We start from the raw sequence: 24,887 nt of genomic DNA, 5'->3' as shown, positions 1-24,887 counted from the left end.
TATGGAAACTCAAGAACAGCAAGCAGGATGCTACACAGAGCATGGTGTAAGCGGCTATGGAGTTGCAATTAAGCTTTCCGCTCAGGATCTCATGGATGAGTCGCTGGTGAAGTCCATTGCGGAATCCATGATGCTTAACATAGCTGGAAAGTGTATAAACCGAGGGGCTCGTTGTATCGGTCACATCAAGTCGCATGTAAGGACTGATGCAGGCACCATTAAATCCGACACCATCGGTATCGCTCATGGAGCATTCTCCACGGGACACTTGGAACATCCGGTTCACGATCTGTATATGGCCGTGAACAGCATTATACAGGGAATGCATCAAGACGAAGTGAAACAGGCAACTCTGGACGGTATTCACGAGGTTGCAGAAGAACGGGGCCTTTCGGTAACGAAGGAAAAAGAGCACGCATATTTTGATGAATTCGATTTTACTGCATCCAAGGAGGAATATCGCCGACAATTGGAGGAACAATTGGCCGCGATGGAAAATCCTAGTAAAGAAGAAAAGGAGTAGCGAGTGAAGTTGATCGCTGTTTCAGGCATGCTCGACAGCGGAAAGACAACCTTGATTCGAGAGCTGATCGTACGGCTTAACGTGCTGGGAAAGCGATGCGGAGTCATCGTGAATGAAGATGGCATCGCTCGCTATGATGAGGGCTTTGTTCGGTCGCACGATATCAGGGTAGAACCTTTGCGTGGAGGATGACTGGGCTGTTCCCTGATGGCAAGTTTTGCAGTCCTTATCAAAAGTTTTTGCAGAGAGACGAAGCCTGATTTTCTCTTTATAGAGCCTTCGAGCATGGTGACCACTCAGGAGTTGAATGCTGCGGCAGCTTCCGGGCTTCGGGATTGTTCCTATCATATAGGTCCTTTCGTTACTCTCGTGGACGGACCTGAATTCGAGGCGACGTGGGCAGATCGTCAGAAACTTTTGCTTGCACAAATTGCCGGTGCAGATTTGGTCGCTATCAGTAGAGCGGACATGCTGGAGAGACATCAGCGAGACCGTATCCGAGAGACCTTAGAAGGGAATTCGGACAAAATCATAGAGTTGAGCACTCTGCAGGAACTCGGTACGGAATTCATCATGGACGCGATAAATCCTAATGGCAGGCCTCTCAAATAACATAACAGGGAGTCTCATATCCGATAATAAATTGTCATAATTCATGTTTACAAAAACCCGCAACACGGCGCTTTCATCACTTTGCGCATTATACCGGGAAAGGCCATTGAATATGTTGAGATCAGTCTGTGATTCCGATGCGGCAGGGAATTCATTGGACCGGGAAAACGTACTGCGAGACGTTGCGAGTACTTTACTCGATTGTCTCTCCACAAATTCGGCCATTCTGGATGACAAGGGAACAATCTGCATTACGAATAGAGCCTGGCGAATATTCGGCCAAAGAAAGAACGTAAGACACCCGGAGGCATTGGGCATCAATTATTTCGAGGTTACAGATTCTGCGAGAGGGTATTCCTCCGAAAAAGCCGAGGAGGCGGCCTACGGGATACGATCGGTGCTTCAGCGACAAGCCGAGGAGTTCATCATCGACTATCCATGCCATGAAGTCGACCATGAACGATGGTGCCGAATGCGGGCTGCTCCGCTTGAAGGATTCGGAACGTTGCGAGTCGTCCTGAGCCACGAAGATATTACAGCGGAAATGTATGCTTCCGCAGCATTGGCGGATCTCCAGCGAGAACTTGCCACGCAAAAAGCGAATCTCGAGACTGTAAATACTGCCCTCAACGTCATACTGAAACGCAGAGAAGACGACAAAAAGGAACTCGAAAATAATGTCCTCTCAAATATCAGAGAACTGGTGAATCCCTATCTTGAAAAGCTTCGTAAAACCAACCTGGATTCCACTCAAAGAGAGTATCTGGCGATAATACAGGCGAACATAGAGGGGGTGACTGCTCCATTCGCGCATCATCTTTCCTCAAAAGCGTTCAATTTTTCCTCACGAGAAATCAGTGTGGCCAATTTGATCCTGGAGGGAAGAGGAACCAAGGAAATTGCCGACATATTGTGTATCTCGGCCAATGCAGTTGAATTTCACAGGAAAGGAATCAGGCGCAAACTCGGTATCAGAAATAAGAAAGTTAATTTGAGGACGCGCCTGCTTTCACTGGAGCCCAATTGTCTGTACCAACAATTTCATGCGTGGAACAACCATCGCAACTCCGTAGAGGATTAAAACAAATTGCTACTCTCCGAAGATAAGTACCTGGATCTTTTCACGCGAAGGAACGCTCCCATGGTGTTTTACTGACCCATTTACCACCAGGACAGGAGTCATGAAATATCCCACCGTGTCAGCAACGAACTGACATGGCTCGAGCATTTCATCCAGTTCCAGGGTCCACGTTTCTGCCGGACGCCGATCGGGACCTACTGCATCGCTTTTGCTTTGGATCAAGGCATATACCGCATTCCAGTCCATCGAGATTCCTGCGGCATCGGCAACATGTTTTGCGGTCCCGACCTTTCGACCGAATTTCTGCCCCAGGGCAAAGGCCTCTGAGGAATCGAACGCACAGTGACGGACATTTACTTCGACAGAAGCCTCACCAGCCAATTCTTCAGCAAGACAGCTCATCAGGTCGCAACGTGGACAAGGCGGCTCTGTTCCGATCACCAGAACATCAATAGTGTTCTTTTTCATTCCCATCGATACCCCATTGCAGTTTTATTCTTTTCACAATATCATCTTGGTCGACAGGAACACACTTTTCTTTGTTTTCCGCCGAATAACGAGAATTAAAGTAGCACTCTTCTTCCAGTGTTTCGATCCCCCTGAAGCCTGATAATATTTAGAGCAAACAGATATACACTGGCCGCGCCGGTAGTTTTTCCCTACCAGTATCTTACTGTTCTTCTGTTGTTCTCCCTTTCGCAAAAGGATGTATCATTGAATTACTAGGAAATTTGTTCTCTGTTCTGCAAGGAATTCACCGCGGTATTCAACCAAACCTTCCGGGACATCCCGGGCCTAAACCAAAGAAAGTGAGAGGTACACGCATGACACCATTGGAAAGAGTCGCGACAGCTCTACAGCACAAGGAACCCGATCGAGTTCCCGTTGCTCCACTCGTGTGCGGTGCATCACGCCGTGTTTACGGAGTGACCTATGCGGAGTGGTCTCAGGATGGCGAAATCATGGCAAAAAGCATGCTGCAGGCCCAGGAACTGATTGGGTTCGACGGAATTCTCACCTTGGTGGATCTCTCTGTGGAAGCGGCTGATTTCGGCCAGGAGATGATTTTCCCCGTAGAGGATACCGCGCATCCCAATTATGACAACCCCATGATCAAATCGCCGGATGATTACGAAAAAATCGAGCGTATCGATCCCACCAAGGGACCCAGAATGAAAGAAATGCTCAAGTATTGTGACATCCTGATGACTGAGCGAGGTTCCACGGTTCCGGTGATGGGATTTGTGTACGGTCCGCTGGGAATACTCTCCATGATGCGTGGAGCGGAAACCCTCTTCAGAGATTGTATGAAGCACAAAGAGGCGGTTATCAAAGGCATGGAGATCGTCACCGACGTTTTGGTGGATTATATTAAAGCTATGACCAAGACCGGAGTCCATGCGGTTGTTTTGGATACCCTGTTTGCCTCCAACACGATCATGAGTAAGAAATTGTGGATGCAGACAGAAGCTCCTTTTACCAAAAGACTGGCCGATGCTATCCGCGAAGGCGGCGCAATGGTCATGGTGCATAACTGCGGAAATGGCGTGCATTTTGATACTCAGATGGAAATGATGCAACCAGTTGCAATCTCGTACGCCTATACGCCGGATGGTTGCGCGGATATGGCCGATACCAAAAGACAATGGGGTGACAAAACCACTCTGTGCGGTTATATCAGTCCAGCTCAGTACATGTTTCTCGGCACTCCCGATCAGGTCAAGGAAGAATGCAAACGTGAAATACAGGAATTGGGTCAAGGCGGCGGATTCATTCTCGCGACCGGGTGCGAATTCCCTCCGAATGGATCGTTGATGAACGCTATAGCAATGGTCGAGGCAGCCGAACTGTATGGTAGGTATCCGTTAAAATTCGATTAATTAAACGTATCTTGTGTGTCCCGGGGCAGCGGCGCGATGCTGCCCCTTGTACGAGGCATGTGTGTCCGGAGTGACGGCCGGGAGGAAAGTGTGGCAATAAAGAGAGCGCATTCAGAAATCGATTCCAGAGAATTGGCTATTGAAGAGTTCTTCGTTAATGAGGAACCGTTTTATGTTGCGGTAGCCGATGAAATAGAACTCTTCGATTCCGCTTACCGTTTGAGGCTTCCCATAATGCTCAAGGGTCCTACCGGATGCGGCAAGACACGGTTTCTTGCGCATATGGCGTGGAGACTATCTCTTCCTCTGGTGACCATAGCATGTCATGAGGATCTCACCGCCTCGGATCTTGTAGGACGCTTTCTCCTTAAAGGTCATGAAACTACATGGTCCGACGGTCCCCTGAGCCTGGCCGTAAAACACGGAGCCATCTGTTATCTGGATGAGGTTGTGGAAGCGCGAAAAGACACTACTGTTGTCATACATCCATTGACGGACGACAGGCGGATGCTGCCCCAGGAGAAGAAAGGGGTCGTCCTGGAAGCTCATCCGAATTTTCTGCTCGTGATTTCATATAATCCGGGCTATCAGAGTGTGACGAAAGATCTCAAACAGTCCACTCGTCAGCGGTTCGTTGCCATTGACTTCAACTATCCTCCGGCAGAGAAAGAACAGGCCATCCTTATGAGTGAAGGCGGCGTGGACCGGGAAACTGCAGTCCGCCTGGTACGCCTGGGAGAAATGGTTCGTAATCTGAGGCAGCACGGATTGGAGGAAGGTGTGTCTACCAGGCTCCTGGTGTATGCAGCCAAGCTTATTTCAGCAGGTCATGACACACGTCAGGCATGCACCGCTGCTGTGACACAGGCAATGACAGACGATCCGGAGATGCAGGAGACAATTGACGAAATCGTTTCCGGGCTTTTCTGACCGAGGCTTTTATGGAAGATTACAATTCCTGCAGAACCTTCTCACGCGAACATCTAAAGACGCTCCGGGAATTTCTCGAGGCGCATCCTCATGTGTTGAACAGTCTCCCTCGGGCCAGCCAGAATGATTTCATAAAACTCTGTGCGTACGTCGCCCATTTGAGGTCACGAAAAGCAGTCGATTTTTTTATGAGTACCTTCAGAGCCATTGAATCCATCGGTTCCCAGCACGACATTCGCCTGGTACTCAATGGAGCTACGACTCTGGGATCGCGCAACTGGGCCCTCGTGTTGCCCTATTTTGTGGCAGCTAAACACATTCCCAATGGAGACGATTTCTTTGAAGCCTGGTTGCAGTGTTCTCAACGATTGGCCGACAGAGATATTGACGTTGCCGTAACATTTCTCCACAAAACTCCCGGCGCTCTTTCCGTTCTCGGTAAGGAAGCAGTGCTTCGGTGGGGAGAACTGGCTCGAAACGCTCTGAAGAATCCTCAGTTCATGTGGAAGGCGGCTAGAGCATACCTTGAAGAATCAGTCGAAGATCGCTGTGGCACGACACCGGAGCGATGGGTCTTCAACCTCGAGCAAGCATCCATAATCGCCCAACGCTCGCCAAGTGCAGCAGAAGAGTTCATTCGCTCCGGATCACGGATTTGCCTGTTGCTGACCGAGCAGGAGACCGCACAATGGGTACAAGAGGGGCTTACCACCTGTTCTTCGACCGCAGAACTGGGAAGTTACTTCAGTGGCCGTTCTCTCAAATCCCTGGACACGCGGGACGCTCTTATCCAGGGCGAGACACTGAAGGACAGAATCGGTTCGTTGTCTCTCATATGTCAGGCGTATCTGGCGCGACCGGTCAAGATACGATCCAACAGAGGGTTGGTTGGGGTAAAGGGATTCTCGTTCGGCCCAGTGACGGACGGCCGTGTGATTTATCTGCCGGAAGTGGTTCAGAGCTTTGAACTCATGAAGCTTATGGCGCTTCATCAGGCAACCCTGCTGAATATAGAGGGCTGGCACGAGGCCCTCAAAGACTCGGTTGCCTGGCCTGCGGACATTCATATCGAAGCCGATCGCAAACTCATCGAAATTTTCCCTGGAATGGCAAGGCATATGCGACGAATTGCCGGGCCGTTACTCTCGGAAGGTTATCCGCATTCGGGACATGTCCTTCCAAGTAACCTACCCTGGTGGGGAGATTTACTGCCACACCTGGTAAGTGAAACGGAAAGTACAGTTCGTAAAATTAAAGACGGTCTTCCTGAGTCCTCGGATTTACCCCCGGAACTTATCGAGAAACTGGTGGACTCGCTCCTGGCTCAAGGTGAACGCGAACCGAACGCACTATTGGCTAAATTGGGGCTGATGCTGGATAACATCGATTTCGACTCACCTGACGCCGAAGATCTCGGGGAAAATGTCCAGACGTTCTTCTATAAGGAATGGGATTCGATCCTTTCCGATTACAAACTGGACTGGTGTCTTGTGCGTCAGTGGACTCCCTCGGACGATCCGAATTCTTTTGCGAGGAATTTGACGGAACGGAGAAAAGGCATCATCAGTCTCATTCGGCGCCAATTCAGCAAACTGAAGCCGGAAAGGTTCCGTAAATTCAGGGCGCAGAATTTTGGAGATGAGTTGGATCTTGATGCGCTGATCAATGCAATTGTCGAGATGCGTTCCGGGTCTTTTCTTTCGGATAAAGTGTACATTCGTCGTGACAAAAGGGTGAGAGATGTCGCGGTTCTTTTTCTGGTGGATCTGAGCGCTTCCACCGAGCAGGAACTGGACGGAGTTCGTTTCCTGGACATCGAGAAAGAAGCCATGACATTGATGGCCGAAGCCCTTGATTCACTCGGAGACCCATTTGCCATCTATGGATTCAGCTCGGAGGGAAGATTCCGTGTGGACATGCTGTGCTTGAAAAAATTCAGTGAGCCTTATGGAGACAGTGTACGCCATAGAATGGGCAATCTGGAACCCCGCACGCTGACACGCCTCGGTACGATAATTCGTCATGGAATGTACGTGCTGGAAGATGTCGCTGCCACGAATAAACTCATGATACTCTTGACAGACGGCCGACCCTACGACATTGAATATGGAAACCTGGAATATGCGATGGCCGATACACGAAAAGCCATCAAAGAGGCGAGGACTCGTAAAATTCATCCATTCATCATTACTTCCGACAAAAAGGGAGTCTCTTACCTGAAACAGATTTGTGCCCAGACCCAGAGTATTGTTCTGCCCAGGGCGGAAATCCTGCCTCATGTTCTGCCCGCACTATATAAACGGCTCACTCTTTAGTATTCTTTTGAGATGGTGAGCATCTTATTACCAAGGTTCCCCTTCTAAGAACCGGATCAACGGAGGAGCGGATGTCTAAAGAACTCATGGAATACTTCAATAAGCAGCCCAGGATGGCGACACTCAGTACAGCGGACAGCAAAGGGAATGTCGATTCCGCTTATTTTGGTTCGCCACGAATGATCGATGAAAAAACCATTGTGATGGGCTCCGGGACTAATCGTACGCTAGCGAACTTACGCGAGAACCCCAAGGCAGTGTTTCTCATCATGGAGCCTGGAAAGACGATCGCGGAATGGAAAGGCGTGCGCATTTACGTCACGATGAAGGACTGCGCAACCTCCGGACAACAACTGGACCAGATGCGAGCAGCAATCGCCGAAAGAGTCGGACCTGAAGTGGCGAATAAGATGATCCACGCTGCTATTACCTTTGAAATAGATAACATAAGACCGCTCGCGGATTTCGGTCAAAGCTGGGAAAAATCTATCTGATTGCCTAGTACGCAATTGAAGAGGTAAGACGGGGAAACCCTTCTTGTAAGAAGTGTTTCCCCGAATCCTTCCCAGGATCTTTTATAACACCTGTGTAAAACAGTGTCCAATTGCAGAAAGCACTTTTCGGCAATTGGTGGGTGCCGTGCCTCCGTGCCGGCACATTTGTCAAATACAGATCAACCCGTTCGGGTCGGCAGGGACGCCGACCCCTACCGTTCATGTAAAGCACAATGTGTTCAAAAGGTCAAAAATTGTGTCATCTGCTATAACAACAGATACTTACAGTAGGTTCAGTCTCACAAAGCGATCTTACAGTCCTGATCCGTCGAGTGAATGTTGCTGGAATTCTTTTGTTATTTCTGACGGTAATATCTGACGGTCAATTCTTATATGCAAAATCGAACCTTATGCTCTCGATCTCGTATTCCAAAAGCTCATAGAAGTTCTCGCCTTTCCTAATTAACTCGAGGTGCTCTTCCGCTATCACAGGGACGAACAGTCCATATTTGTCATAGGCTTTGCGAATCTCTCGGAGAGCGTCAGCACTGTCACTTTCCCCTGTAACCCCCTCCGGAGCCACCAGGACACCCAGTTTCACTCGTGAGCTCTGCATCTTTCCAATGAAATCGCGCACGTGTTTGGCTCCAACAGGGTCTTTCCAGTTTCTGCATTCTACGAAGAAATAACTCCCCAATTCGTCGAAGACGGTTGTTTCTTTGAAACCCTGATAACGAAAAACTAAGTCAATTTCAGCGCTTGCTGTCCTCAGGTTGGAGTACTTAAATCTTAAGAAGGCGATGCCTTCAAACAGCAGTTTCGCAAGACCCTCGAGAGACTGTTTCTTCTCGTCATTGGTTTGTGCTGTCTTTGTCTTGGCTAGAGCCGCTGCGTATTCTTCAACGTCGATGAAGAACACGGCTTTCATAGAGGTGCCTCTGTGCCGATGTCACAGGGTCGCTTACTCGACCCGTCTGAGGATTTCAAAGGTCGTCGCAAAAGTGAATAGATTTCAGACGATTGGGCTACGGTCAACTGAGTCAGATCGTAGACATGCTCTTCGGATTTGGACGCCAAACCCAAAACTTTCGGCGAGAACAGCAGCAACCATTGCTCGTCCTTTGAGAGAAACTGTAGGTAGGAATGTTTCACTGCCTGCCATTCTTGCCTGGGATCGTCTCGCATTGCATTGAACGTTTTCACCTCAACAATTATCCACGGCAATCCGGTTCTATGCTCCGCTACCAAGGCATCTGCCTTGATTCGAAGAGGCAAGCTGAGTAAAAAATCGAAAAAAATTGTCGATCCCTCATATCCCAAAATTTCCAGAAAGTCAGGAAGAACTGATGCCAAAAGAGTTGTATGGCTAGCTGTGGTTTGCTTAGGTAGCGCCCTTAAGTAACCATAGAGCTCACGCTCTCTCATGAGTTTTCCTCCCAGAAGAGGTTGTTTATTGTAGAAGACCTCGATTGGCAGATGATATATGATACGGAGGTCTTGACATTCTGGAGGCCTTCACGGTCTGGGCACGCTCTCGCACCACTCCTCAGCCTTGGAGCCTTGTACTAGCGTCCATGAATCCGCTGTTGGCGCTTCTTCTGAAAGAAACACCTGAGACGCAGGATACATCCTCGGAGTGCAATATGTCAAAGCCATTTCTGTCACGTTGCAGGCTTCCGGCAAGTAGTAAAAACAAGATTGAAGGTGCAATTATGCGTTCCACTGCTCGGACAATTGGCTCACGGGGAATGGAGCGGGCAAGAGGCCTCGTAATATCTGTATCACGTGCTGTACCGATGCGTCGGATTTGGCGGTGAAGGTCTGAACGTGTTCACGTAAGACAGGTCGACCTCCGCATTATCCGAGTTCTTGATGAGCGTCAATGTGGAATTCACTGTTTCCGACAAATCACCTGGTGACACTGCTGCACGGATATTGACGGTTAATTGCAGTTCGGATAGTGGACCGGTAAAGGTACCATCAACCTCCAGGTGCTCGCCGGACACGGTAATCCCGGCTTTTATACTACCGGTCCTGGCCACCGCGAGCAGTTTCAGATGGCCCACTCTACCGCCCCGCCGTGCGACTTCATTCCTTATTTCTTCAACGATTTTGCCCGTTACTGCCTTTCCATCGACGGGAATGGGGAACTTGAGCGTTGCTTGCGCATTCAGCCAGCCCATTTCTGCTTCTGCTTCCGCATATTTTTGATAGTCGATTTCCTTCAACCATCGATCTCCGGGAACCGAGTTTTGGACGAAATTCAGCCATTCCTCCATGCCTGAACCGGTTCTTGCCGAGACAGGAAACACCTTCACGTGCGGATAACGGGATTCGAAATCAGAGCGTATTTTAGTCAGTTCTTCGTGAGTAAGCGTGTCGATTTTCGTGATGACGACGATGTCCGCTTCTTCGATTTGCTTATCAAAGAGGAATTTCATAGACCACGGAACGTCTTCTCCTTGCCGCAACTCTTTCCATCGATCCGGTTCCACCAGGACCGAATACCCGAACACAGACACTTTGTCTCGCATGAGATGTTGCATGGGTCTGATTACGGTGGCCACTATGTCAGTGCAGCTTCCCACAGGCTCAGCCAAGATGATTTCCGGCTCCACTTTTTGCACGCTATGATCAATTGCCTCAGTAAGACCATCGAAATTGCAGCAAAAACACGAACCAGCTACTTCCTCGGCGGGTATTCCTTCTCCTGACAAGAAAAAGGTATCCACCAGACCCGCTGCCTGATCGTTCGTAATGGCAGCCACTTTTGTGCCTTTTTGAGCCAACAGTTTGCTCAGACCATTGATGGCGGTAGTCTTTCCTGCTCCCAGAAAACCGCCTACGAAAAATAGCCACGGAGTCTGTCCCATTTTGAATCTCCTGAACAAGAAGTCAGTGCGTTCGGATTACGCTGTCCCGATAAGCACTGGTTGAGCATGCAAGGGTTCGATTATGGATGGATCAATCAAATTCTTTTACTGCCAGGAGATTCGCAGATGCCACGTCTGATGTCTTCAGAGGCCCGATCATGCATTCGCAAGACGCCAAATGAGCAGTTCTCTCGCGCATCAGGGGAATCGTAACGAAACGCCAGACTGCCGCTGCACAAGCTCCTCCGATTATTGGAGCCAGAACATAAACAGAGAAGAAGCCACCCTGAGGGCCGGGTATGGCAACGGTTCCCCAACCGGCCAGATAAGCCACTAGACGAGGCCCGAAATCGCGGGCCGGATTCAAACCCGCCTGAGTCAAGGGAGCTACAATGGAGATGATCACAGCCACTGCTCCACCGATGAATACCGGTGACACGCCTTCGCTGGGTCTCCCCACATTGCAGCCTTCTGTTAGCAAGAATATGAGGAACACCAAGAGGAACGTTCCGAGCGCTTCCGCAAACATTGCTTGAACGGTTGAGATTTTCAGCCATTCCGGAGCCATGCCCGGATTGGGAAAATACTCACCGAACATCATCGCTGTTCGCACCGATTCCGGAGCACCTCGGACAATGGCGTTGGCGGCTTCGTACTGGGATATGGTACCGCCAAACAACAATAAGACGATGCAGCCGGCGGCTATTCCTCCCACCATTTGCGATACCAAATACCAGGGGAGTAATCGCGGTTCCATTCTGCCGGCCAGCACCATGCCTATGGTAACTGCAGGGTTCAAGTGAGCACAGGACAAGTGCCGGGTGGCATATATGGCAAGGATTACACCGATCCCCCAGATGAACGCCACTTGTGCCAATCCGGAAAAAGCGTTGAAGAGAACAGCCGCAGCAACCGAAGAAGTGCCTATGAATACCAGGAGAAACACGCCAAGGAATTCTCCAAAACAAACAGCCGCCAATTTACCCATGTGCCGCTTCCTTCGAACAGTGTGTCGATCTAAGCAGGACCTTGTCCCTCTATCGTTTCTTACGGTCGTTATGATGAAAAAACTCCAATGTAGACCTTGCTCCGGATAACAACGTGTCAATGGACCGACGATATTCATCGAGTGTCACGATCCATCTCTCCAGACATTCGATACCTTCCGCAGTAATTTTGTAGACTTTTTTGGGTGGGCCTGAATCGGCCAATTCCCATTCCGCAGTAACAAGCCCCCGCTGTTCCAGAATTTTCAAGAAGCGGTACACGCCTGTCGGATCCGGTTTGTCTCCGGCAAACATGGGGTATTCCGTAATTTTTTGAACGAGACCGTATCCGTGAAGATCCTCGCGTGCCAACAGCGCAAGAATCGTAGGTTGGACGAGTTTATCGAGATTGATGCCGGCGCAAGGACACTGGTCCAGGTCTTTCATGTGTTGAACTCCACTATTGGATTAAATCCTATAGTGATAGAGTTGATCATTCCTGTCAAGATATAATCGAGTCTAAAGCGACAGTTTCTTACAAGATTCAAATGCGATGTTGTGGCTGAAGTTTTTTTGTCAGATGTATGATTCAAGAAGAATCGGCAAAGGAGATAACTGTAAGAAAGGAATGAGCAGAATGTAAGATTCAGTATTCGATGCCCTGTTTCGCTTTTACTCCACTCCTGTAGTGATGTCTAACGTTCTTCATTTCTTTCACGTGATCTGCACACTGAATAATCTCTTGTGCCGCGTATCGTCCGGTTAACACGAGTTCGACTTTCTCCGGCTTGGAATCGATAAACTCGAGAAGCTCTTCAATCTGGATGAGATTAAAATAGACCGCGACATTGATCTCATCCAGGATGATTACATCATAATTTCCACTCATCATTCTGTCGCGAGCTGCATCCAGGGCAATCTTCGCCATGAGCGTGTCCAAAGGATCACAGCCTCGTCTCGTGATAAACCCCCTTTTTCCCATGGATTTTATTACGAGGTAAGGAGCCAGCAATAACCCGGATAGATGTTCGCCCGAAGTATCCGGAGCCTTAAGGAATTGAATCATGAAGACTTTGCGGCCATGACTGATTGCCTGCAATGCCAGTCCGAGAGCTGCCGTAGTTTTTCCTTTGCCGTTCCCGGTAATTACCAGGATTTTTCCCGGACCGCTCATTACCACCTACTTGAAAAAAAAACAGTAGTACGTAAAATATGGAGAAATTTACACGCGTGGGCCGAAATAACGGTTCATGACCTTTTTGCAACATTTTATCTCACCCTAGGTCTTCCAATGTCAAGCAGTCATCTTCTCTGGATCGGCTATTCTTCTGAAATGGCGGAGACCCGCGAAGCTCTTGAGACCCAATTGGATAAGCTCACTATAGACGTCATCCCTGATGGCAGACAAGCTCTCAATGTTCTTGCCGAGACCCCTGGAAAGTATCTAATTGTTATTATAGATGAACGGTTCGCGTGCCTGGATTTGGCCCCACTTACTACGGGAATAAAACAGATCAATCCCGCCATAGAAATTATCGTGTTCGGAACCCCTGGATTGGCATGGGCAAACCTGATGCTGCCCCGTTACTATCGCCCGCTTCTCCTGGATCCGCAATGCGGACCTGACACTTTGATTTCGTGTGTAGCAAAGCTTCAGGAGATGGTTGAAGCCAAAGAGGATTACGAGCAACTCAGCCGCGGGATCGGTGACCACATCGGAATGTCCCGGACGAGCACAGAGGCGATTCTTGCACTCCTCTCGCGTCAGAATAGCATCGGCATGTTCAGCATGCGCCGTGACGGATTCTTCACTTCGTACAACTCCGAAGCTGAGCGCCTCACCGGTTATTCTATAGAAGAAGTGGCACACATACACGTCTGGACCCACGCGGTGCTTGTTGACCAGGAGATCCTCCGCACGTTCTTGGATTCCATATCTGTTTTCTGGGCCAAAAAAATAGGACGAGACAACATGCGTTTGAAAATCAAACGCAAAGACGGACGAATCCTCACTATATCCATGACGGCGATAGTCGTCCTGGACAATATCGGTCAGGCAAGACAAATCACTGCCTTCTTCTTCGACCCTCTGGAATTCGGATCGATTCATGAATATGAGCTTTTGTGCGAATCCGGTCCATTTGCGGTGTACAAGTATCTCCCATCAAAAGGTTTCATCAGAATTTCAGCCGCGGCACTGGAGCTTTTGAACCGAGCTTTTTCATGTAAGCTGAGTACAAATGAAGTAGTGGGGAAAAAAATTGAGGAGCTTCCACTGCCTCGAGAAACAGCTTCCTTGTGGCACAAATTCCTGTGCGAGACAGCATCGCATAATCCCTCCGATGAAATTGGGATACCTCCGATAGGACTGCCAGGACGCCATATCCTCCAGCATATCTTTGTGAACCGGGTACCAACAGGAACAAAAGAGCAATGGGCCATTCTGGCTGCCCTGGCTCCTCGCGAAGACCTACGCTCCGATGCATTGGAAAACCGTTCACCGATTATGTTTGCCGACAAAATTTTGACCGAAATCCCTCGACCCTTTATCTTGTTGCAGGCAGTTCGGGATGATGACGGACACATTTATGATTTTAAGTGCATGAATATGAACTTGGCTTGTGTAAAGCTACTGAGACTTGAAGACGACTTCAGGCCCGGAATGCTCCTCACACGCGTATTGAGGGAAGTGAAGACTGCAAAACTCTTGATAGATCATGCTCGACAAGTCACTGAAACGGGTCAATGCAGAGATTTCGAGGTTCGGATAACTCTCAAACTCAAAAAGGTCGAACAAAAGATCATTCGATTCTGGTTTGGGAAAATGGGAGACGGAGTAGCGTTATTCTTCCACGACGTGACTGCCAAACGTGAAGAAGAGACACATCTGAAACAGTATCGGCATGTATTTTCCCATATGGAAGAAGCTATCATTGTCACTGACCTTGACGGGAATATCATTGACTGGAATCCGGCGAGCGAACGCATGTTCGGGTACACAAAGGAGCAGATTCTCGGCAAGTCTGCTTATATATTGACCCAAAAAGCTGACGGACTCCAATTGCGGCAACAATCACGGGACATTCTCCGGGATGGAGACGTTTGGAAAGGTGAATACGAATTTGTCCGTGAGGATGGTTCCCGGGGAGTCGCTTTTTCCGTTTTCGCAATGCTCAAAGACGATCAGGGGAAGATCTACGGCACGGTAGGGTTGTGTCACGACCTTACCGAACGTAAACGTCTCGAGGAAAGACTTACTGCCAAGAGTCAGGAGCTTCAGGAGAAGAATTTCGCTCTCAATACACTCCTGAGACATGCTGAAACCGAAAGGGTAATGGCGTGCGAACACATTGCAGCAGACCTATCACGGAAGATAACCGATCGATTATTCCAAATTCTTCAGAACAAGAACAAAGCGCACACCGTAGAAACCCAGGCAAAGCTCTTGCTGCAAGAACTGAAAATTGCACCCGAGGTCAGTGAAATTAACAAGAATGATTCGGGGCTAAGATTAACGGAAAAAGAACGTGAGGTGGCTCAGCTTATCCGTTTGGGAAAGACAACGCAGGAAATAGCCTTCATTCTGGACAAGAGCCCTGACACTATTCGCTTACAACGAATTTCTATTCGCAAGAAACTTGGAATCTCGCAAAAAGACAGAAACCTCAGCGCTTACCTCAAGAAAACCGATTTATCCTGATTGCATGCGTATCCGGATGCAAAATACTATTGTTCAGCGAGATGAATTTGAGAGTAGCCAACGCGGCATGCACGTTAGTACGCTCCAGCGGAAATGCGTTGCACTAAATAATTCTTACTCAATGCGTAAGTCATAAGGTCTAATAGATTTGAGCACGACTGTTGATAACGTTTACTGACTTACAAGGAGTAATTTGGAGTTATGCAATTCTGATATTTTGTGATATCAATTAGTTACCAAAACATGAGTACAATATCGAATTTAGACGTATCTCAAAAAGTTAGTTGAAGGCTTAGACTTTATTAGACTGTAATTAGATCTTGACGGGTAATCTCCTGCGACGTATGTTCATACTCAAGAATTCGAAAACCTCAGAATCTCGCGTCCACGGCATAAAACGTTTAACATATAACATAGCCTTTCGTCGGTTACCTTTCACCATGATTGTCCAGACTTCTTATTGCTCTGTGTAATAAGGCTCCCGGAAGGAGGCCGGGTAAGCAACGCCAGGCAAACTGCGGCAAGAAGCGTATCTCGTACTTACCACTAGCAAAGCTTTTCAAGGAGAGCGAAATGGGAAAGCAGGATGTTATCAATGCCGTGAAAGGGCTTCCCACTGAGAAAGTGCCCTGGGTACCGTACTCGGGAGTACATAGCGCCTTTCTCATCGGAGAACCCGCGGACAAGTTCCTCAAGGATCCGGATCTCATAGCCAAAGGGGTTATTTTCGCTGCCGAGAGGTATAAGGCAGACGGTGTTCCCCTCCTGTTCGACCTCACCGTGGAAGCCATTTCCATGGGATGCGATCACAAATGGTGGCCGGACAATCCCCCCTCAATCACCGGACATCCTCTCGATAAGAAGACTCTTGCCGAGTCCGGTCTGAAGATTCCTGGTCCAAAAGACGGTCGCTGGCCTGTGATAATAGAAGCGGGCAAGAAAGTCAGGGCAGCGTTGCCGGATGTAGCTCTTTACGGCATTTTATGCGGGCCTCTCACATTGGCAAGTCATTTAAGAGGAGTTCGCATCTTCACCGACGTTTACAAGAATAAAGCTGTTGCAAAGGAAATCATAGATTTCAGTGGAGAAGTGGCAGGCGAAGCTGCAAGGATTTACGCTGAAGAGATCGGATGTGACGTAATAGCGATCACCGATCCCGTTGCGTCGCAGATCAAACCTGAAACTTTCCGTGAATTTGTCACTCCTGCCACTCAGCCGGCTGTTCAAGCAACGAAGAAAGCTGGTAAGGTGTCAAGCTTCTTCATATGCGGAGACGCGACCAAGGTGCTCGAAGAAGTAGCCACTGTAGGAACCGATGGATTCGCCATCGACGAACAACTCAATCTCAACTATGTGCGGGACGTAGCTTTGAGGCACAAGGTAGGGTTCGGAGGAAACCTCAAACTCACGCTGGCCCTGTCTCTGGGCCTAATATCTCCTCGGGAGGATGCCATCATTTCCCTGGCCGCAGGAGGTAGTACCGGATTCGTTTTTGCCCCAGGCTGAGACATGCCCTACGATGTTCCGTTGGAACATATGGATCAAGCTATCGAGGCGGTGGAGTTCTACAATACGTATTACGCGAAGTATCCGCACCACATGGTCAAATGATAGGGGTTAAGTCATGTCCGATAAAATAATCATAGACGTACTTACTCTGGACAGTGTTCAGTGCGCGGCCTGTGGTTACATGATGGAATCAATAGCTGCTCTACCCCCCGAGATCCAGGATGTAATCGAATACAAAGAGTGGTCGATTAAGAACAAGGAAGGAATCGGCAAGTTTATCGAGATGAAGGGTAGAGTGCTTCCGACTATTGCCATTCAAGGAGATCTCTTGTTCGAGTCCATTATTCCTCAGTACGAAGAGCTCATCGATGCAATGGCCGACCGGGCGCCCAACCCGGAATTGGCAACCAAGATCAGAATGCTGAGAGACAAGGGGTTTGATTTCGACAATCTCGAGGCGAATTTGGCGAAAGCCGAGTCCGGCATGAAGACACGCCGCGAGGTATAAACCCCGCTTCTCAGGCGTTTACATTCTTTCAATCCTAAAGCCGTAACAGGTAACAGGCGGTCTGAACATGCAGACCGCCTCCCCTCAGGAGGATTCTCATGTTCAGGTTCAAGACCGAGCAAAAAGTATGTGAGGTCGGGGGAATAAAGTTTGGCGGACAGCCGGGAGAGCATCCGACAGTCATTGTTCCTTCAATATTTCAAAAAGGTGACAAGGTTTTCGAGGGCAAGCGAAAAGAAGGCTTCGACAGGGATCGCGCCACTGAGCTCGTGAAAATGTGTGACAAACTCTGTGCGGAAACCGGTGTTCCTTACATGGCGGACCTTGTCGGCACAAAAGGCGACGAACTCAAAAGCTACATAGACTTTTACACTGAAACGACTTGCATGCCGTTTTGCATAGACGCATGGGTCATGAAACCGAAATTGGAAGCGGCTGCATACTGTGCAGAAAAGGGTCTGCTCGACCGTATGTTCTACAACAGCATCACCGTCTGGGAAAAAGATCTTGAGACCGAGATCAAAGAAATTGCTGCCATCGGCGTTAAGCACGTATTGCTGGTAGCCTTCGATCCCGTCGATCAGATGCCCACGGGGCGCATTTCCGGGACTCAGAAGCTTCTGGACGCCATTGAGAAGGTAGGAGCCAAATTCGAAAGCCTGTTCGTTGACACTTCAGTAATGAACGGGCCTGCGACGGCTTTTTGCTCTCTGGCAAACAAGCTTATCAAGGAGAAATGGGGTTTTCCCTGCGGAAGTGCCCCCTCCAATGGTTCGTACATGTGGAAAGCCGCACGTGAAATGTGGGGCCAAAAGGGTTGGGCCGGTGCTGACGCAGCATTGGAAGCCTTATCTTCAACCCTCTACCACGATATGATCTTTTCCGGCCCCATGGCAGGATCCGACCGCATTTTCCCTGCAGTCGCTATGGCTGACGCTTTCACTGCCACCCTGGTTTTCGGTGAAACGAAGAAACTGCCGGAATCGGAGAATCATCCCCTCAGGAAGCTGTTCCCGGATTTCGTGGAGCAACTCAAAACTATGTAGTGGTGGATCTGAAAAATTCCGGGACAATGTCTGTATTCTATATGACACTGTTCCCGAATGAGAACGAAGAGAAGAGAGGAATTTGTAAATGGCAACAATGACCCCGAAGGAACGGGTAAAAAAGCTACTGAGACGTGAACCGGTGGACACTATGCCAGTCTTCAGCGGAATGGGAATGGTGACGGTTCAGGCTATCGACAAAATGGGGATACGCTTTGCCTCAGTTCACGGTTCTGCTGAAAATCTGGCTAAATCGGCAACCTACAGTGCGGATATCTTTGGGTTCGATTCCGTAATCGTTCCCTATGATATGTGCACCATCCCCGAAGCTATGGGTAGGGGTTGCAGTACGTATGCGGATGCTGAAGGAATTCTTTATCCTACGGTTCCCACGAAATGGGAAAATCTCGACGTAGTCGATATCAATGCCGATTGGGCGGCCAAGGCGAGAATGCCCGTCGTAGAAGACGCGCTGAAGATGCTGGTCTCGGAAGGGAAGTACGCTGTCGGCGGCTGGGTACTGGGACCTTTTACGTTGGGCGGCCAGGTGATCGAACTTGATCTCTTATTGAAGGGCATCAAGAAAGACGCCGAAAGGGTCCATGCATTCATGGAAAAGATGACCAAGGTCGTAATCGAAGTAGCCAAGCGTTACCAGGCGTTGGGCATCGACTACATAACAATACGGGAGATGGGTTCCGGCACCGACCTCCTATCCCCGCGCATGTGGAAGCAGCTCATTCAACCTTATCTCCAGGAAATCTTCAACGCGCTTGAATCTCCGAAGATTCTCCACATCTGCGGCGGAACAGACTTGATAGTCAGCCTCATGAACGAGTGCGGGGCAGACGCTCTGAGCTTCGATCAGAAGAATAATCTGGTCGAAACAAGACAGAAGATCGGAAACGACATGCTCCTTCTGGGCAACTTCGACCCGTACGGCACCCTGTGTCAGAAAGAAGCCTCCGAAGTGCCCGCAGTCATCGAAGACTGCATTAATGCCGGCGTGGATGCAGTGTGGCCCGGATGCGACATTTGGCCTGATGTCAAGCCTGAGAACGTGAATGCTTGGGTGCGCACTGTTCGCGAAGCGGGCAAGAAACCTACACCTGCAGTTGGAAGAATATAACCGATAGAAAAGACCTGAATGGAGGAAACGAAATGGTGTCAGAAGAAAGACGAGCAGAAATTCTGAAAAATCTCTCGGACGGAGTGGTCGAGTATCAGGAAGACCAGGTAAAGGAATATTCCAATATAGCCCTGGAAGAAGGAGTTGACCCTTACGACGCGATTATGAACGGCTTGGCCGCTGGTATGGAGATCGTCGGGGATCTGTACGATAGGCAAGAGTACTTCGTGCCCGAAATCTTGATGTGCGCGGACGCTCTCTATGCAGGCCTGGACATTCTCAAACCTCATTTGAAAAAAGACACCGCGTCCGGAATGAAAGGGCAAGTGGTAATCGGCACCGTGCAGGGTGATGTCCATGACATCGGTAAGAACCTCATCAAGATGATGTTTGACGTTGGCGGATTTACCGTGCACGACCTGGGTCGAGACGTTCCCCTGGAGAAATTCGCGGAAGAACAGCTCCGCACTGATTCTGAAATCGTAGCTCTTTCAGCCATGATGACTACGACGATGATGGGAATGAAGAAAGTCATTGCCATGATTAAAGAGAAGAATCCCGATGTCGCCATCATGCTCGGAGGAGCGCCGGTGACCAAAGACGTGGCCAATCTTTTTGGTGCAGACGGTTATGCCGAGAGCGCAGGTAATGCCGTGCAAGAAGCAATCAAAATGATCGGTCAGTTGCGTAAGTTGAAAGAAACCGGAGTCTAAGCGATCTGCATTGACGACTTCCGGATACCCATAACTTTCTCTGTTCCCGAAGTCCGAACCCTGACATTCCCGATTCACGCTCGGGAGTGCCAGGGTTTAGGGATAAGGGGTACTGAACGGTTTCGAATTGGTCGAATCGTTTGAGGAAAAGACTGGGGATTATGGGAAGGGGCCGCTTATCATAGAGGTCGTTTCAGAGGGACCTCACTGCGTCCCTTGCGAGTATGCGATTGCGGCTGTGGAGTATGTTGCTCCTCAGTACGAAGGCCGCGTTGAAGTAAAAATCCTGGAGACAAAGCGTCCTGCCGACGCACTTCGATATCTTGCATTGTGCAAGGAGCATGGGGGACGCCTCCCCGTGCCGGCAATTCTCTTTTCCGGCCGCTTGGTATTTGACGAAATCCCTGGGCCGGATGAGCTATGTCGTGCTCTCGACGAAGCTCTTTTGAAATGGGAAAGCGAACAGTGAACACCGAACTGTACGATCTCCTGGTAATCGGTGCCGGGCCTTCAGGTCTCACTGCAGGGATCTATGGGCACCGGGCAGGACTTAAAGTCCTCATGATCGGAGGATATGCTCCGGGCGGGCAAGTCACTCATCATTACAATGTCGAAAATTATCCGGGATTCCCTGGAGGAATTACCGGCGCGGAACTCATGACACGGTGGCTCAAGCAGCTCATCGACGAAGTCGGTGAAATGCCCAGACCCAGTTCGGTAACTTCCGTCGACTTTTCAAACCGGATCAAGGAAGTTTACGTCAACGACGATGTATTTAGGGCCAAGGCAGTCATCGTAGCTACCGGTTCCAAGCCTCGCCGACTTGAGGTTCCCGGAGAGTCCAGGTTAGAAGGCAAAGGCGTCTTTTTCTGTGCCACTTGTGATGCTCCCTTGCTCAGAACAATGTCCAGTCGTCGGGCTGCCGTAATAGGGGGTGGCGATACTGCCTTTCATACTGCCATGGCCCTGTTGCCCCATGCCGAATTGGTTACAGTTATAACGAGAGGATCGGAACCCAGGGCAAAACCGGCGCTCATTCAAAGGTTACAGCAGAGTCAAAAGGCAAGTATTCTCGTTCAACGCTCCGTGACTGAAATCATTGGCGAACAAGGGGTTACCTGCCTTTCTCTGCAAAATACGGAAACAAAGAATTTTGAGACTTTTGGGGTAGATGCGGTGTTTGTGGGCGTGGGACAATCGCCGGTCACAGAATTCTTGGACGGCAAACTTGAGTTGACAGCGAGCGGCTTCATCATTACCGATGCTCGACTCAATACATCAGCGCTCGGAGTTTTTGCTGCGGGTGACGTAAGGGACACTCCGTTGCGTCAGATCCTGACTGCAGCGGCAGATGGCGCTTTGGCAGCTCAGACTGCGGCAGACTACTTGCGCATGCTTCCGGACAAACCCCAGTAGCAGCATGGATTCAGGCAGGCGTCAGTCTACCTTGAGCTCCCGTCTGCCCGCAAACTTTGAGGCACACTACAGCACATAAAGCACACGAGCTACAGTCAAGAAAAGAAGGGAAATCGCGGAATGAGTAAAAAACAGTACATGGTGATCTTCCAACCATCAGCACGTAGAGGTTTTGTCGATGAAGGAACCAACCTCATCGAAGCATCGCGTCAGTTGGGGGTCGATATTGAAGCCCTCTGCGGAGAAAAGAAAGTTTGCGGTAAATGCAAAGTAAGAATCGAAGAAGGGTTCTACGAGAAATTCGCCATTACCTCCAGTCGTTCTCATGCAAGTGAATGGCAAGAGGAAGAGGACAAATTCTTCACACCGGCTCAGAAGGACGAAGGATACCGCCTCGCCTGCGTGGCCAAGGTCCAGGGGGACATGCTGGTATTCGTTCCTGAGGAAGCCCGTGCCGGAAAGCAGGTCGTCAGCAAGGCTGCAAGGGATATTCATATTGATTGGAATCCCGCTGTAAAGCAGTATCATGTCCAAGTGGTTCCGCCCACATTCGAAGAGCCTGCTGGCGACTTTGAGCGAATCTGCGCTGAGCTCGAGCGTAATTACGGGCTCAAAGACCTCAACATAGACTGGCCGACTCTGAGAAAACTGCCCCGGCGTCAGCGTGATGGAAACTGGGGTGTTACTGTCGCTGTCTGGATGGACAAAGAAATAGTCCGCGTATTACCGGGCAAAGTCGAGGACTCTTATGGCATTGCCATAGATGTCGGCACAACCACCGTTGCGGCGTACCTGTGCAACCTGCGCACTATGGAGGTCATCAAAACCGTTTCCATGATGAATCCGCAGTGCAAATATGGCGAAGACGTCATGGCTCGCATCACCTATCATATGATGAATCCCGGCGGCCTCGAGACTATGAGCAACGATCTCATCGAGGGGTTGAACAAGTTGGTGGTCGAAGCTTGCGAGAGTACGCATCCTCCGAAAAAACGGAAGAAGAAAAAAGCCGAGGAAGCGGATGAGATCATTGAGGCACCCGATGTCACGGAACACGCCGAAGAGCTGGACGAGTCCAAATACTTGAATCTGATTCCGGCGGACATCGTTGACATGACCATCGTCTGCAATACGGCCATGCACCACATTCTGCTGAAGCTCGATCCGGAATTCGTGGGTCTGGCTCCCTTCCCACCTGTTATTCATCGCAGCTTGGATATCAGGGCTCGCGATCTTGGAATCAAGATAAATGATTCTGCATACGTACACGTGTTGCCGAACGAAGCCGGATTCGTCGGAGCAGATAATGTGGGTGTGCTCATAGCAGAAGAGCCGTATAAATTCGATCAGACGCAACTGCTTATCGATATCGGAACAAACGGCGAACTGGTTCTGGGCAATAATCGCAAGTTGATCTCCTGTTCATGCGCTACCGGACCCGCTCTGGAAGGAGCTCAATTGAGCTTTGGCATGCGAGCGGCTCCAGGTGCCATTGAGCGAATACACATCGACCCCGAGACTCACGACGTAGACTATAAAGTCATTGGACGAGACGCCTGGCGGAAGTATTCCAAGCCCGAAGACATGAAGACGAAGGGCATATGCGGTTCCGGAATTCTCGACGTGCTGGCGGAACTGTACGCTTCGGGAGTCATCATGAAGAGCGGCAGATTCAGCAAAAAACAAAAATCCAATCGCTATAGGGTGAACCCCGACACGAAACAACCGGAATTCGTGATTGCCTGGGCCAATGAGACTTCCATCGGCAAAGATGTCGTCATAAGCCAGAAAGACATCCGCCAGATCCAGTTAGGTAAAGGTGCGCTCTACACGGGATGCAAGCTGATGATGAGACGGCTTGGCCTGGATAAAGTTGACTCAATCAAGATTGCAGGAGCCTTCGGGACCCATGTTGACAAGACGAAAGCCCTAATCATGGGCCTCTTTCCAGATTGCGACCTGGAGAAGGTTTTTGCCGTGGGTAATGCGGCAGGAGACGGGGCCAGAGCTGCTCTTCTCAATCGTGAAAAGAGAGCCGAAGCCAATTGGGTTTCTCGCAATGTTGAGTACATAGAACTCACGGTAGAAAGCGATTTTCAACAGCAGTTCATGGAAGCAATGCAGTTGCCTCACATGAAGGACGAATTTCCTCACCTCGAAGGAGTCGTTGCGCCAGAGGTGCTGCATCAGAAGTAACATGCTCGTGGGGAGTCCCCGGAAAGGGGTCTCCCCATTCCGTTTTCGGTGACAAAGGATGAACGAGCGTAACTTGTACGCTGGGGTGTCCTAAGCGGAGTGATCGGACGGCTTTGCGTCGTCCGGAGCGAAGGATACCTCCAGCCTACCAGATCATGAGAAGAAAAGCGAATCGGTATTAGCCGTTAAACGGAACCTCAGACTTCTCTTTGTAACTTGACGGCAGAAATGCGGAAGCTATACTGTTAGGCAAGGTATGTTGCATAAAACCGGTCAAGAATCCGGAAAATGTTCGCCGAATACTGGAGTCCCAATGCATACGAAAACGTGCGTAGAGGTTTTGGTTACAGATTTTTCGCAATGACACGCGTGCGTCTATATGGTCGCAGCGGTAAAGGGTTTGCCGCAGGAAGTTTTGGAACAGATAGAGTATCGCGAGTGGAGCCTTCGGACGCGCGAGGGGGTCGCTCGCTTTCAAGAATTGAATGCAAGGAGCCTCCCGGCGGTGGCAATTGATGGAAGATTGGTCTTTGAATGCAACATTCCACCTGAAGAGGATTTGGTTAATGCAATAAAGAGTGCTTCTGTTCTGAGGACAATATGACAACCGTAAAAATATCTGCCGGTGCATGCGGATTCGTGACACTGGTCAAGGCAAACAAAGGAGACAAGCGTACAGTCTGCATAGAAATGGAATCAGACTGCGATTCTGTCGCTGACCTGGCATGCATTTTGGAGCAAATGGATCCGCTCGGACTCAAAGAGATCTTGAGCACAAACCCCGGGAAGAATCGAGTATTTCAGGTTGCAACTGAGAAATTGCCACATTCGGCGTGCCCCGTGCCGGTGGCGATAATCAAAGCCGCGGAGGTCGCTCTCGGGTTAAATGTGCCAAGTTCAGTAAGTATCGAATTTGAATGCGAACCGGAGGATGAATCCTAAATCTAAAGATCCAGATCCGGATAAGGACGTAACG

Annotated in this window: 24 protein-coding genes; 17 read left to right on the top strand and 7 right to left on the bottom strand. The window is 49.6% G+C overall.

All coding sequences use genetic code 11. The annotated features are described in order from the left end of the window. Position 1: 1 nt before the first annotated feature. The 3 genes from DESTI_RS04470 to DESTI_RS04455 all read left to right on the top strand — a co-directional run bounded on the left by DESTI_RS04470 (position 2) and on the right by DESTI_RS04455 (position 2,216). Positions 2 to 523 carry a hypothetical protein gene (locus DESTI_RS04470; protein WP_041285958.1) on the top strand — a complete coding sequence of 174 codons (522 nt, stop codon included), beginning with the start codon at positions 2 to 4 and terminating at the stop codon, positions 521 to 523. A 3-nt stretch (positions 524 to 526) separates the two neighbouring features. Next, complete coding sequence (locus tag DESTI_RS04460; RefSeq protein WP_272913394.1) at positions 527 to 1,135, top strand: CobW-related selenoprotein; 609 nt, start codon at positions 527 to 529, stop codon at positions 1,133 to 1,135. Positions 1,136 to 1,247: 112 nt separating this feature from the next. Continuing rightward, positions 1,248 to 2,216 carry a helix-turn-helix transcriptional regulator gene (locus tag DESTI_RS04455; protein ID WP_014808769.1) on the top strand — a complete coding sequence of 323 codons (969 nt, stop codon included), beginning with the start codon at positions 1,248 to 1,250 and terminating at the stop codon, positions 2,214 to 2,216. A gap of 9 nt (positions 2,217 to 2,225) precedes the next feature. Here DESTI_RS04455 and DESTI_RS04450 read toward each other — a convergent pair whose 3' ends face one another. Further along, complete coding sequence (locus DESTI_RS04450) at positions 2,226 to 2,684, bottom strand: hypothetical protein (protein ID WP_157212094.1); 459 nt, start codon at positions 2,682 to 2,684, stop codon at positions 2,226 to 2,228. A 356-nt stretch (positions 2,685 to 3,040) separates the two neighbouring features. Between DESTI_RS04450 and DESTI_RS04445 the strand changes: the two genes are divergently transcribed. The 4 genes from DESTI_RS04445 (at position 3,041) to DESTI_RS04430 (ending at position 7,835) form a co-directional block, all read left to right on the top strand. Then, on the top strand, positions 3,041 to 4,096 hold the full coding sequence (locus DESTI_RS04445) for a uroporphyrinogen decarboxylase family protein (protein WP_014808767.1): 1,056 nt from the start codon (positions 3,041 to 3,043) through the stop codon (positions 4,094 to 4,096). A gap of 90 nt (positions 4,097 to 4,186) precedes the next feature. Continuing rightward, positions 4,187 to 5,026: a CbbQ/NirQ/NorQ/GpvN family protein gene (locus DESTI_RS04440; protein ID WP_014808766.1), complete on the top strand. Its 840-nt coding sequence runs from the start codon at positions 4,187 to 4,189 to the stop codon at positions 5,024 to 5,026. 11 nt (positions 5,027 to 5,037) lie between these two features. Further along, a complete protein-coding gene (locus tag DESTI_RS04435) occupies positions 5,038 to 7,341 on the top strand; it encodes a nitric oxide reductase activation protein NorD (RefSeq protein ID WP_014808765.1) in 2,304 nt (767 codons plus the stop codon). 71 nt (positions 7,342 to 7,412) lie between these two features. Then, positions 7,413 to 7,835, top strand: a complete 423-nt coding sequence (locus DESTI_RS04430; protein WP_014808764.1) for a pyridoxamine 5'-phosphate oxidase family protein — start codon at positions 7,413 to 7,415, stop codon at positions 7,833 to 7,835. A gap of 382 nt (positions 7,836 to 8,217) precedes the next feature. Here the strand turns inward: DESTI_RS04430 and DESTI_RS04425 are convergent, their stop codons facing one another. The 6 genes from DESTI_RS04425 to DESTI_RS04400 all read right to left on the bottom strand — a co-directional run bounded on the left by DESTI_RS04425 (position 8,218) and on the right by DESTI_RS04400 (position 12,868). Further along, positions 8,218 to 8,763: a restriction endonuclease gene (locus DESTI_RS04425; RefSeq protein WP_014808763.1), complete on the bottom strand. Its 546-nt coding sequence runs from the start codon at positions 8,761 to 8,763 to the stop codon at positions 8,218 to 8,220. Further along, on the bottom strand, positions 8,760 to 9,260 hold the full coding sequence (locus DESTI_RS04420; RefSeq protein WP_014808762.1) for a hypothetical protein: 501 nt from the start codon (positions 9,258 to 9,260) through the stop codon (positions 8,760 to 8,762). Before DESTI_RS04420 ends, DESTI_RS04425 begins: the two co-directional genes overlap by 4 nt. Before the next feature lie 356 nt (positions 9,261 to 9,616). Next, the gene (locus DESTI_RS04415; protein WP_014808761.1) at positions 9,617 to 10,708 is read right to left on the bottom strand and encodes a GTP-binding protein; all 1,092 of its coding nucleotides are present in this window, start codon (positions 10,706 to 10,708) and stop codon (positions 9,617 to 9,619) included. 91 nt (positions 10,709 to 10,799) lie between these two features. After that, the gene (locus tag DESTI_RS04410; RefSeq protein WP_014808760.1) at positions 10,800 to 11,696 is read right to left on the bottom strand and encodes an MIP/aquaporin family protein; all 897 of its coding nucleotides are present in this window, start codon (positions 11,694 to 11,696) and stop codon (positions 10,800 to 10,802) included. Between the two features lie 49 nt (positions 11,697 to 11,745). Next, on the bottom strand, positions 11,746 to 12,141 hold the full coding sequence (locus tag DESTI_RS04405) for a PadR family transcriptional regulator (RefSeq protein WP_014808759.1): 396 nt from the start codon (positions 12,139 to 12,141) through the stop codon (positions 11,746 to 11,748). A 199-nt stretch (positions 12,142 to 12,340) separates the two neighbouring features. Then, complete coding sequence (locus DESTI_RS04400) at positions 12,341 to 12,868, bottom strand: cob(I)yrinic acid a,c-diamide adenosyltransferase (RefSeq protein WP_014808758.1); 528 nt, start codon at positions 12,866 to 12,868, stop codon at positions 12,341 to 12,343. 117 nt (positions 12,869 to 12,985) lie between these two features. Here DESTI_RS04400 and DESTI_RS04395 point away from each other — a divergent pair, with 117 nt between their 5' ends. From DESTI_RS04395 to DESTI_RS04345, 10 genes are all read left to right on the top strand, one after another. Beyond that, positions 12,986 to 15,394 carry a PAS domain S-box protein gene (locus DESTI_RS04395; protein WP_014808757.1) on the top strand — a complete coding sequence of 803 codons (2,409 nt, stop codon included), beginning with the start codon at positions 12,986 to 12,988 and terminating at the stop codon, positions 15,392 to 15,394. A gap of 573 nt (positions 15,395 to 15,967) precedes the next feature. Further along, positions 15,968 to 16,900, top strand: coding sequence for a uroporphyrinogen decarboxylase family protein (locus DESTI_RS04390; RefSeq protein ID WP_041285955.1), 933 nt, complete (start codon positions 15,968 to 15,970; stop codon positions 16,898 to 16,900). 118 nt (positions 16,901 to 17,018) lie between these two features. After that, positions 17,019 to 17,411, top strand: coding sequence for a hypothetical protein (locus DESTI_RS04385; protein ID WP_041285954.1), 393 nt, complete (start codon positions 17,019 to 17,021; stop codon positions 17,409 to 17,411). 98 nt (positions 17,412 to 17,509) lie between these two features. After that, positions 17,510 to 18,457: a tetrahydromethanopterin S-methyltransferase subunit H family protein gene (locus DESTI_RS04380; RefSeq protein WP_014808756.1), complete on the top strand. Its 948-nt coding sequence runs from the start codon at positions 17,510 to 17,512 to the stop codon at positions 18,455 to 18,457. 88 nt (positions 18,458 to 18,545) lie between these two features. Continuing rightward, positions 18,546 to 19,586: a uroporphyrinogen decarboxylase family protein gene (locus DESTI_RS04375; protein ID WP_014808755.1), complete on the top strand. Its 1,041-nt coding sequence runs from the start codon at positions 18,546 to 18,548 to the stop codon at positions 19,584 to 19,586. Between the two features lie 32 nt (positions 19,587 to 19,618). Next, entirely contained in the window at positions 19,619 to 20,299 is a 681-nt protein-coding gene (locus tag DESTI_RS04370; protein WP_014808754.1) for a corrinoid protein, read from the top strand. A gap of 127 nt (positions 20,300 to 20,426) precedes the next feature. Further along, entirely contained in the window at positions 20,427 to 20,768 is a 342-nt protein-coding gene (locus tag DESTI_RS04365; protein ID WP_041285953.1) for a hypothetical protein, read from the top strand. Beyond that, a complete protein-coding gene (locus tag DESTI_RS04360) occupies positions 20,750 to 21,715 on the top strand; it encodes an NAD(P)/FAD-dependent oxidoreductase (RefSeq protein ID WP_169316370.1) in 966 nt (321 codons plus the stop codon). Before DESTI_RS04365 ends, DESTI_RS04360 begins: the two co-directional genes overlap by 19 nt. Before the next feature lie 120 nt (positions 21,716 to 21,835). Beyond that, a complete protein-coding gene (locus DESTI_RS04355) occupies positions 21,836 to 23,911 on the top strand; it encodes an ASKHA domain-containing protein (RefSeq protein WP_014808751.1) in 2,076 nt (691 codons plus the stop codon). A 600-nt stretch (positions 23,912 to 24,511) separates the two neighbouring features. Next, the gene (locus DESTI_RS04345) at positions 24,512 to 24,853 is read left to right on the top strand and encodes a DUF6951 family protein (protein WP_014808750.1); all 342 of its coding nucleotides are present in this window, start codon (positions 24,512 to 24,514) and stop codon (positions 24,851 to 24,853) included. Positions 24,854 to 24,887: the final 34 nt, after the last annotated feature.

The sequence above is a fragment of the Desulfomonile tiedjei DSM 6799 genome, assembly GCF_000266945.1.
Taxonomy (GTDB): Bacteria; Desulfobacterota; Desulfomonilia; order Desulfomonilales; family Desulfomonilaceae; genus Desulfomonile; species Desulfomonile tiedjei.
This window is presented reverse-complemented; position numbering and strand designations above follow the sequence as displayed.

What these genes read in the sequence shown, in the direction of transcription:
- DESTI_RS04470 (WP_041285958.1), top strand. Translation starts at nt 2, where the DNA reads ATGGAAACTCAAGAACAGCAAGCAGGATGCTACACAGAGCATGGTGTA.
- DESTI_RS04455 (WP_014808769.1), top strand. Translation starts at nt 1,248, where the DNA reads ATGTTGAGATCAGTCTGTGATTCCGATGCGGCAGGGAATTCATTGGAC.
- DESTI_RS04450 (WP_157212094.1), bottom strand. Translation starts at nt 2,684, where the DNA reads ATGAAAAAGAACACTATTGATGTTCTGGTGATCGGAACAGAGCCGCCT.
- DESTI_RS04445 (WP_014808767.1), top strand. Translation starts at nt 3,041, where the DNA reads ATGACACCATTGGAAAGAGTCGCGACAGCTCTACAGCACAAGGAACCC.
- DESTI_RS04435 (WP_014808765.1), top strand. Translation starts at nt 5,038, where the DNA reads ATGGAAGATTACAATTCCTGCAGAACCTTCTCACGCGAACATCTAAAG.
- DESTI_RS04430 (WP_014808764.1), top strand. Translation starts at nt 7,413, where the DNA reads ATGTCTAAAGAACTCATGGAATACTTCAATAAGCAGCCCAGGATGGCG.
- DESTI_RS04425 (WP_014808763.1), bottom strand. Translation starts at nt 8,763, where the DNA reads ATGAAAGCCGTGTTCTTCATCGACGTTGAAGAATACGCAGCGGCTCTA.
- DESTI_RS04420 (WP_014808762.1), bottom strand. Translation starts at nt 9,260, where the DNA reads ATGAGAGAGCGTGAGCTCTATGGTTACTTAAGGGCGCTACCTAAGCAA.
- DESTI_RS04415 (WP_014808761.1), bottom strand. Translation starts at nt 10,708, where the DNA reads ATGGGACAGACTCCGTGGCTATTTTTCGTAGGCGGTTTTCTGGGAGCA.
- DESTI_RS04410 (WP_014808760.1), bottom strand. Translation starts at nt 11,696, where the DNA reads ATGGGTAAATTGGCGGCTGTTTGTTTTGGAGAATTCCTTGGCGTGTTT.
- DESTI_RS04405 (WP_014808759.1), bottom strand. Translation starts at nt 12,141, where the DNA reads ATGAAAGACCTGGACCAGTGTCCTTGCGCCGGCATCAATCTCGATAAA.
- DESTI_RS04400 (WP_014808758.1), bottom strand. Translation starts at nt 12,868, where the DNA reads ATGAGCGGTCCGGGAAAAATCCTGGTAATTACCGGGAACGGCAAAGGA.
- DESTI_RS04395 (WP_014808757.1), top strand. Translation starts at nt 12,986, where the DNA reads ATGTCAAGCAGTCATCTTCTCTGGATCGGCTATTCTTCTGAAATGGCG.
- DESTI_RS04390 (WP_041285955.1), top strand. Translation starts at nt 15,968, where the DNA reads ATGGGAAAGCAGGATGTTATCAATGCCGTGAAAGGGCTTCCCACTGAG.
- DESTI_RS04385 (WP_041285954.1), top strand. Translation starts at nt 17,019, where the DNA reads ATGTCCGATAAAATAATCATAGACGTACTTACTCTGGACAGTGTTCAG.
- DESTI_RS04380 (WP_014808756.1), top strand. Translation starts at nt 17,510, where the DNA reads ATGTTCAGGTTCAAGACCGAGCAAAAAGTATGTGAGGTCGGGGGAATA.
- DESTI_RS04375 (WP_014808755.1), top strand. Translation starts at nt 18,546, where the DNA reads ATGGCAACAATGACCCCGAAGGAACGGGTAAAAAAGCTACTGAGACGT.
- DESTI_RS04370 (WP_014808754.1), top strand. Translation starts at nt 19,619, where the DNA reads ATGGTGTCAGAAGAAAGACGAGCAGAAATTCTGAAAAATCTCTCGGAC.
- DESTI_RS04360 (WP_169316370.1), top strand. Translation starts at nt 20,750, where the DNA reads ATGGGAAAGCGAACAGTGAACACCGAACTGTACGATCTCCTGGTAATC.
- DESTI_RS04355 (WP_014808751.1), top strand. Translation starts at nt 21,836, where the DNA reads ATGAGTAAAAAACAGTACATGGTGATCTTCCAACCATCAGCACGTAGA.
- DESTI_RS04345 (WP_014808750.1), top strand. Translation starts at nt 24,512, where the DNA reads ATGACAACCGTAAAAATATCTGCCGGTGCATGCGGATTCGTGACACTG.